The following is a 7,806-nucleotide window of genomic DNA, read 5'->3' as shown; positions in this document are numbered from 1 at the left end:
TTTTCCATGCGCCAGGTCTAAAACCTTCGCCTTTCAGGCGAAAGGCTTCAGCAGTTAAGGGATCGTGGTAAACTTGCTCATGGGAGGTTATCGCCATAAGCAAAGAATATCGCAAGGGGCCTCACACGATCTATGATATCCAGTATCATTTCGTATGGGTTACGAAATATCGTTATCATGTTTTGAAAGGAGAAGTGGCTTTTAGAACCAGGGAGATAATCCGTCAGACTTGTGAGGCCCGCAATATTACAATTCTTAATGGTCATGTTAGCAGGGATCATGTTCATCTGCATGTTTCATGTCCTCCAGAACTTGCTCCGAGCAAGATAGTTCAATATGTGAAAGGACGAAGTTCTCGACTGATTCAGCAAGAATTTCCGCATTTGCGTAAGAGATATTGGGGAAGGCATCTTTGGGCTCGCGGCTATTTTTGTGCAACAGTTGGGAATGTTACAGAAAAAATGATAGCCGCTTATATTGCAAGCCAAGAAAAGGCGAGCCCTAAAGAGGCCTTCACTATTGCTAATGACTAAAGATTGAACCATGTTAGACTTTCAGTCGTATAAGAAATCTACCTGCTTTCAGCAGGTAGTGGTTTAATGAAAAGATATAATATGTCGAAGAGTTGCTAACAGACTTCCAGATAGAGAATACGAAACTGCGTATTGAAGGGGGATAGGGCATTCCGAAGGTTTTTGAAAATAGAAAGGCAAAGGACGAAAATACAGGCCTTTTTACAAAGTCAGCTACCCATATATGAGGTCCAAGATAAACTTATATCAAAAATGGAGGGTAAAATGAACAAGGGACAATTGGTAGATCGTATGGCAAAGTCATCAGGCATTTTAAAAACAGCGGCTGACAGGGCACTGAATGGATTTATGGAAGCTGTGTCCGAGGCACTTGGCTCAGGAGAAAAAGTGACACTGGTAGGTTTTGGGACCTTTTCCGTAACTGAGAGGAAGGCACGTACAGGTCGCAATCCGCGCACAGGAAAGCCCATGGAAATTCCTGCCAAGAAAGTTGTTAAATTTAAGCCTGGAACAAAGCTGTCCGCATCAGTGGAATAAAAAAGCACCGTAAATATTCGGTGAACCCGTTATATCCTGCCTTGAAGCGGTTACCTTTTTCCGGGTTTCAAAGCTCACTCATTGCAGACCGGAGAGGCAGTGCAATCCGGCCCGCGATCGAAACCCTGCAAAAGGCAAACCGCTCCTACGGCAGGGTACGGATGGCAACTTCCACAGTGGACCACGGGTTCACCGATTGCAGTAAAAAAAGTAGTGGTTGGTTTTTAGCCCGGCATATTTTTCCAATCACAAAATATACAAATTCTTGAATAAGAACTGGGATGAGCCAATTTATTGGCTCATCCCACTCTTTTATTTCATTTCAGTTGCCGTATTAATTCTTTAAACCCGTCCAGGTTTTCCCCTTATTCAAGCCGTTATGCGTTTCTGCCGAATAAAACAATATATTTATCAGGATATTTATCAGGATTTCAGGCATGAAAAATTCGTATTCAACAAATAGAGATAAACGCCTTTTAGACGCTGGATTATTAAAAAAAGTGAAAGACGCAATGAATATTCCAGACCCCGAACGGGCTGCAAAGATAAGATCCCTAAAAGAACAGATACAGAAAGGCACCTACACAATAGACGCTGACAAAGTAGCACGGAGCATGCTGAAAGACCTCATAAAAGACCTGTAAATATCCGGTGAACCCGTTATATCCTGCCTTGAAGCGGTTACTTTTTTCCGGGTTTCAGAGCTTACTCATTTCAGACCGGAGGGGCAGTGCAATCCGGCCCGCGAAAAGTGACAGAATTTTATTTTTGTTAATGTCGCATAACATATATTATGTAAAATATTATCCGGTAATATTCAAAGCTTTTCAGCTTTCAAGACAATAAAACCGGCTTTGTGGTATAAACCCTTTACAGGCTTCTCCGGCTGATATTTTTCCAATTTTGGAGATTGAAAAAGTGTTGAAGCACCGCCTAATAATCGAAAATGTGCCTTCTCAATATTTGACAACAGCTCTTCCAAACTAAGAAACGAGGCGTATTTGTAAAGAAAATGGTCCCCCCGTCTCTTTTGCTCATAGAAACAACCCCACTTTGAATCCTTTGGTATAAATCCTATGATTAATAAACCATGTCTTTTGAGCACAACCGCTGCTTCCTGCAAGGCCGTAAACGAATTTTCCAAAAAGCAAAGTGAAAAGATGAAATATACTTGCTCCAGGCTGTTTTTTCTGAATGGCAGAGCTTCGGCCCTGGCCTGTATCGAGACAACTCCACGATTCCTGGCCAATGCCAATAGACTTGGAGCAGGATCCACACCATACCGTATGCCCAGGGCCTGAGAAAATCGCCCGGAGCCTACCCCCACCTCCAGAGAGAGAGGAGATACTGAAACCACCTCATTTAAGGCATTGAATTCACACTGAAAAAGGGGGTTACCGTCATACCAGGAATCATAGGCATCCGCGACTTCATCAAAGGCCTTTGAAACTTTAGGGATAATGCCTTTGTTTTGCTCTAAAAACAAAATTAATCTCCGATATTCAAAAATTACATTATATACGAAAGTTAAATCAGAAAGTTAAATTATTTTGATAAATATTTCAGCAATTCTTCTGCTATATTATCAAATATATTCCCGCATTCGGTATCAGAATTGAGGGCCATTGGCCTGCCTGTATCACCTCCCTCTCTTATTTTCGGATCCAAAGGAACCTTGCCCAACAAAGGGACCTTGAATGCGTTAGCAATTTTTTCTCCCCCTCCACTTCCGAATACCTCAAGGATTTGTTCTCCGGAAGCCCCTGGAACACGGAGATAGGACATATTTTCCACTATTCCAAAGATCGGGATGCACTGGCCAGTGAATAGGCCGATACATCGACGCACATCGGCAAGAGCGACCTTTTGTGGAGTAGTGACTATTATGACACCATCCAGAGAAATTAATTTCGCCATAGTCAGAGGAGCATCACCTGTACCCGGAGGCAGATCTACCAACAGATAGTCCAACTCCCCCCATGCCACATGTCCCAGAAACTCTTTAATAGCCTTGTTTACCAGGGGGCCTCGCCAGACTATCGGCACCCCCTCCCCTGCTAAAGTAGCCGTAGATATAACCTTGAGGCCGAATTTCTCAATTGGTAGAAGCATGCCCTTGGAACCCGTGGGCCTGGCATCGATCCCAAGCATAATTGGAATGTCTGGACCATGCATGTCAGCATCAAGAATACCTATCTTGAGACCTTTTTTTGACAGCGCAATTGCCAGATTCACAGCGATGGTGGTCTTGCCTACCCCACCCTTTCCGCTGGCAATGGCAATTATGCGCTTTACATCTTTTATGCCTTGCATTTCAGATGGTTCCTGGCCTAACAACTTTGCTCTTTCCTCAGATGTCATGGCAGTGAGGATTACTTTGACTTCACTCACGCCCTCTATACTGTATATGGCTTTTTCGACATCATCTTTAATCTGATTCTTCCTGGGACAACCGGACATGGTAAGAGCTACGGTAACACGGACTGATGAGCCGGCTATCTCGACATCCTTAATCATCCCAAGCTCTACAAGACCCTTGTTGATCCCGGGGTCCTTAACTTTCTTTAGCGCATCCAAAACTTTTTCTTCTGTAATAACCATTTTGTATTCCTTTCACACTTCAGCCCCTTGTTTTCTTAAGGCTTTTGACATGGGGGATGTCCTGCCCCCTCTGCATTCGCCTGCGCTGCGCTTAAGGCGATGCAGTTTCCCCCCACAGCAAAAGCCAAGAAAGCTACGGGGGCTTCCGTTAAACTGTTCAAAGAAATATCCCCTCCCAGTGAACGGTTGCCGTCCGTGCCCTGCCGCAGGAGCGGTTTGCCTTTTGCAGGGTTTCGATCGCGGGCCGGATTGCACTGCCTCTCCGGTCCGCGATGAGTGAGCTTTGAAACCCGGAAAAAGGTAACCGCTCCAAGGCGGGATATAACGGGTTCATCGAATATTTACTTTTACAAATAGCAAAAATCAGCTTCCGATTTTATATTACTATATAAGTAAACACGAGCCATCTGCAAAACTGCTGGATTCGGGTTTTAAATATAAGCTATAAGAGCTTTATTTGTAAATATTCGGTGAACCCGTGGTCCACTGTGGAAGTTGCCGTCCGTGCCCTGCCGCAGGAGCGGTTTGCCTTTTGCAGGGTTTCGATCGCGGGCCGGATTGCACTGCCTCTCCGGTCCGCGATGAGTGAGCTTTGAAACCCGGAAAAAGGTAACCGCTCCAAGGCGGGATATAACGGGTTCATCGAATATTTACTTTTATTTTGAATACTTTTTAACTAAATGGCTTTCAAAGATTAAGTATTTTGGCAAAAGAATCATTGAGGCTTGACCTTCTTTTATTGCAGAAAGGGCTCGCCACTTCAAGAAATCAGGCCCAGGCTCTCATCTATACCGGCAAGGTGCGAGTTGAAGGGCAGATCATTGATAAGGCAGGGCACCGGTTTTCTGCCGATGCCCAAATAGAGCTCGCAGAGACCCTGAATCCCTATGTAAGCCGTGGAGGACTTAAGCTTGAGCATGCACTTGAGCACTTTGCGGTGGATGTTCACGGTCTTGTCTGTATGGACGTCGGGGCATCTACCGGAGGATTCACGGACTGTTTGCTTCAGAAAGGGGCGGCAAAGGTATATGCAGTAGATGTTGGTTACGGTCAGCTAGACTGGCGCCTGAGGAACGACAAAAGGGTCGTGGCTTTCGAAAGGACAAATATACGAAATTTGCCTCTTGACGCCCTGGATTCTCAAATATATTTAATTACAATAGATACATCATTTATCTCGCTCAGGCTGGTAATACCCTCTGTTCTTCCATTTATGAAGCGGAAAGGTCGTATTATTGCCCTTGTAAAGCCTCAATTCGAGGTCGGGAAAGGAAAAGTCGGAAAAGGCGGAATAGTAAAAGATCCATGGCTTCATCGTGAGGTTCTGGATAGACTGAATTCTTTTTGCAATAAATTGAAACTGAATGTCATAGGGGTTACCCCATCACCCGTCCTTGGGGCGAAAGGCAACAAGGAATTTCTCATGTTTATTGAATATCCGGAGAGATATGATACATAATCGTTTGACAGAGGACTTTTGTCAGTTCAAAATTTAAATATTTACCATATCTCGTAAATATGACGAAACAGAATTGGGGAATGCAAGAAAATGAACCGGTTGACCTTGAAAATCAAGACCAACTGGAGGACATTGTTGAGCAGGAAATCGATGAACCGCCCATGTATAAAGTCTTGCTGTACAATGACGACTATACGACAATGGAATTTGTGGTACGGATCTTGGAGAATATTTTTCATAAGTCAACTTCAGAGGCGATAAGAATCATGCTGAACGTACATCATAACGGCTTTGGGATTTGCGGGTATTATACCAGTGAGATTGCAGAGACAAAGGTAAAATCCGTTCATACCTGTGCAAAAGAGGCAGGCTTTCCACTTAGGGCCGGCATGGAACGAATATAAAATGATAAGCAAAGACATAGAAATAATGCTGAGTGTAGCAGCACGGGAAGCTCACATCAGGAATCATGAATATCTATCTCTTGAACATTTGCTTTTTGCAATAATTCACCATCAAGAGGGTGCGGAGGCCATAACGGCGTGCGGAGGCAATCCTGACCGTCTGAAATCAAGAATTGAGGCATTTTTTGAGACTCACCTTGAGAAATTGCCGGAAGGTCGAAAAGAAAGTCCCCAGCCCACAGCAATCCTTCAAAGAGTGCTCCAGCGAACCATTATGCACGTACAATCTGCCGAAAAAGAAAAGGCCAGCATAGGAGACCTTCTTGCCGCCGTGATGGCAGAGGAAGATTCCTATGCAGCGTACTTTCTCCATCAGGAGGGAATCACCAGGCTGGATATACTGAACTTTATATCACACGGAATCGAGCGAACTGATTCCTGTCAAAATATTATTTCCCAAAGAAATACAGGCTCTCAAGCCGGTAAACAGGCCGGGGCATCAACAAAACCAGCAAATGCCCTTGATGCCTTTACCGTAAATCTCACGAGAAAGGCTGCTGATGGAGAAATTGATCCGCTTGTTGGACGAAAGGTGGAACTGGAACGTACAATGCAGATCCTCTGCAGGCGTAGAAAAAATAATCCCATTTTCGTAGGGGACCCAGGGGTAGGCAAGACCGCCTTGGCTGAGGGGCTTGCACTAAAAATCCAGCAGGACGAAGTGCCCGAGCCTTTACAAGACACAGAAATGTATACCCTGGATATGGGAGCGATTCTTGCCGGCACCAAATACAGAGGGGAGTTTGAGGCCAGGCTCAAAGAGGTTATTGCCCTGATAAAAAAACATCCCAAGGCAATACTCTTCATTGATGAAATCCATACGGTTGTTGGTGCAGGAGCCACCAGCGGAGGGTCCATGGACGCCTCAAATATTCTCAAGCCTGTCCTGGCAAATGGTGAGCTGAGGTGTATAGGTTCGACCACTTACGAGGAGTATAGGAATTTCTTTGAGAAGGATCGCGCACTCTCGAGGCGTTTTCAGAAAATAGAGATACTAGAGCCCACGGTGAAAGAAACTGTGAAGATACTTAAAGGGCTGAAGTCTTATTATGAAGAGCACCACGGAATCAAATACGCTGACAGCGCTCTGGTATCTGCGGCTGAGCTGTCATATAGATACCTGGCGGATCGTTATATGCCAGACAAGGCTATCGACGTAATAGACGAAGCAGCATCCGCATTGAGGCTTTCAGGCAATGGCGGAAACAGACCGGGGCTTGTTACTGCGCGTCACATCGAAAATGTTATAGCAAAGATGGCCGGATTGCCCGCAAAGACTATCACTCAATCGGACCGCTCGCGCCTTGAAAGGCTTGAAGAATCAATAAAGTCGGTAGTTTTCGGCCAGGATAAGGCTGTAGAAATCCTGTCAAAAGCCATAAAGCGTTCCCGGGCCGGTCTTTCGCATCCTGATCGTCCAATCGGCTCTTTTCTGTTTATAGGACCTACAGGTGTAGGAAAGACGGAACTCGCACGTCAAACCGCTGCAGTCCTTGGGGTACATTTCCAGCGATTCGACATGAGTGAATATATGGAAAAGCATGCTGTGGCCAGACTGATTGGTGCGCCTCCCGGCTATGTTGGATTTGATCAGGGAGGCTTACTTACCGAGGCCATTCGCAAGCACCCGTACTGTGTTCTTCTCTTGGATGAAATAGAGAAAGCCCATCCTGACCTCTTCAGTATTTTGCTTCAGGTCATGGATTACGCCACCCTTACCGATAATACAGGTAAAAGGGCGGACTTCCGTCACGTGATATTGATTATGACCTCGAATGCAGGTGCAAGAGAGATGGAGAGCCATGCAATCGGTTTCGGTGCAAAGGCGGAAGATAGCCGATATAAGGGAGAGAATGTAATAAAACAGCTCTTCAGCCCGGAATTTCGTAACCGGCTGGAGGCCGTTATACCTTTCGGCCGGTTGACCACTTCAGCAATGGAGCAGATAGTGGACAAACTCCTGGGGGAGATCCAGGAACAGTTATCCGGACGCAAGGTCAGATTGAATGTCACACCTGCCGCCAGATCCTGGCTTGCCCAAAAGGGATATGATCCTCAATTTGGAGCACGTCCTCTGGCCCGCGTTTTACAACAGGAGATAAAAGATCCTGTATCTGATGCCATCCTGTTCCATGGACTCTCAAAAGGAGGCAAAATTGTTGTTGACGTTGAAGACGGACGGCTTGTTATTAATAAATAGTCAATAGTTCCA

General features: G+C 45.3%; 8 protein-coding genes. 6 read left to right on the top strand and 2 right to left on the bottom strand.

Annotated features, from left to right (window positions below):
* Positions 1-95: 95 nt before the first annotated feature.
* The 3 genes from C4B57_01845 to C4B57_01835 all read left to right on the top strand — a co-directional run bounded on the left by C4B57_01845 (position 96) and on the right by C4B57_01835 (position 1,714).
* Positions 96-533, top strand: a complete 438-nt coding sequence (locus C4B57_01845; GenBank protein PXF55770.1) for an IS200/IS605 family transposase — start codon at positions 96-98, stop codon at positions 531-533.
* Positions 534-797: 264 nt separating this feature from the next.
* A complete protein-coding gene (locus C4B57_01840; protein PXF55845.1) occupies positions 798-1,070 on the top strand; it encodes a DNA-binding protein in 273 nt (90 codons plus the stop codon).
* 437 nt (positions 1,071-1,507) lie between these two features.
* Entirely contained in the window at positions 1,508-1,714 is a 207-nt protein-coding gene (locus C4B57_01835) for a hypothetical protein (protein PXF55769.1), read from the top strand.
* Between the two features lie 173 nt (positions 1,715-1,887).
* Here C4B57_01835 and C4B57_01830 read toward each other — a convergent pair whose 3' ends face one another.
* Both C4B57_01830 and C4B57_01825 read right to left on the bottom strand, forming a co-directional pair.
* On the bottom strand, positions 1,888-2,580 hold the full coding sequence (locus C4B57_01830; protein ID PXF55768.1) for a class I SAM-dependent methyltransferase: 693 nt from the start codon (positions 2,578-2,580) through the stop codon (positions 1,888-1,890).
* Positions 2,581-2,615: 35 nt separating this feature from the next.
* Positions 2,616-3,671 (bottom strand): chromosome partitioning protein, encoded by a 1,056-nt coding sequence (locus tag C4B57_01825; protein ID PXF55767.1) that lies wholly within the window; start codon positions 3,669-3,671, stop codon positions 2,616-2,618.
* 703 nt (positions 3,672-4,374) lie between these two features.
* On the opposite strand from C4B57_01825, the gene C4B57_01820 reads away from it, so the two are divergent.
* The 3 genes from C4B57_01820 (at position 4,375) to clpA (ending at position 7,794) form a co-directional block, all read left to right on the top strand.
* Positions 4,375-5,130 carry a TlyA family rRNA (cytidine-2'-O)-methyltransferase gene (locus tag C4B57_01820; protein ID PXF55766.1) on the top strand — a complete coding sequence of 252 codons (756 nt, stop codon included), beginning with the start codon at positions 4,375-4,377 and terminating at the stop codon, positions 5,128-5,130.
* An 80-nt stretch (positions 5,131-5,210) separates the two neighbouring features.
* Complete coding sequence (locus tag C4B57_01815) at positions 5,211-5,534, top strand: ATP-dependent Clp protease adapter ClpS (protein ID PXF55765.1); 324 nt, start codon at positions 5,211-5,213, stop codon at positions 5,532-5,534.
* Position 5,535: 1 nt separating this feature from the next.
* Positions 5,536-7,794: an ATP-dependent Clp protease ATP-binding subunit ClpA gene (gene clpA / locus C4B57_01810; protein PXF55764.1), complete on the top strand. Its 2,259-nt coding sequence runs from the start codon at positions 5,536-5,538 to the stop codon at positions 7,792-7,794.
* The last annotated feature ends 12 nt before the right edge of the window (positions 7,795-7,806 follow it).

This window comes from Deltaproteobacteria bacterium (assembly GCA_003194485.1).
In the GTDB taxonomy this organism is placed as follows: Bacteria; Desulfobacterota; Dissulfuribacteria; order Dissulfuribacterales; family UBA3076; genus UBA3076.
Note: the sequence above shows the minus strand (reverse complement) of the source record. Positions and strands in the feature narration are given on the sequence as shown.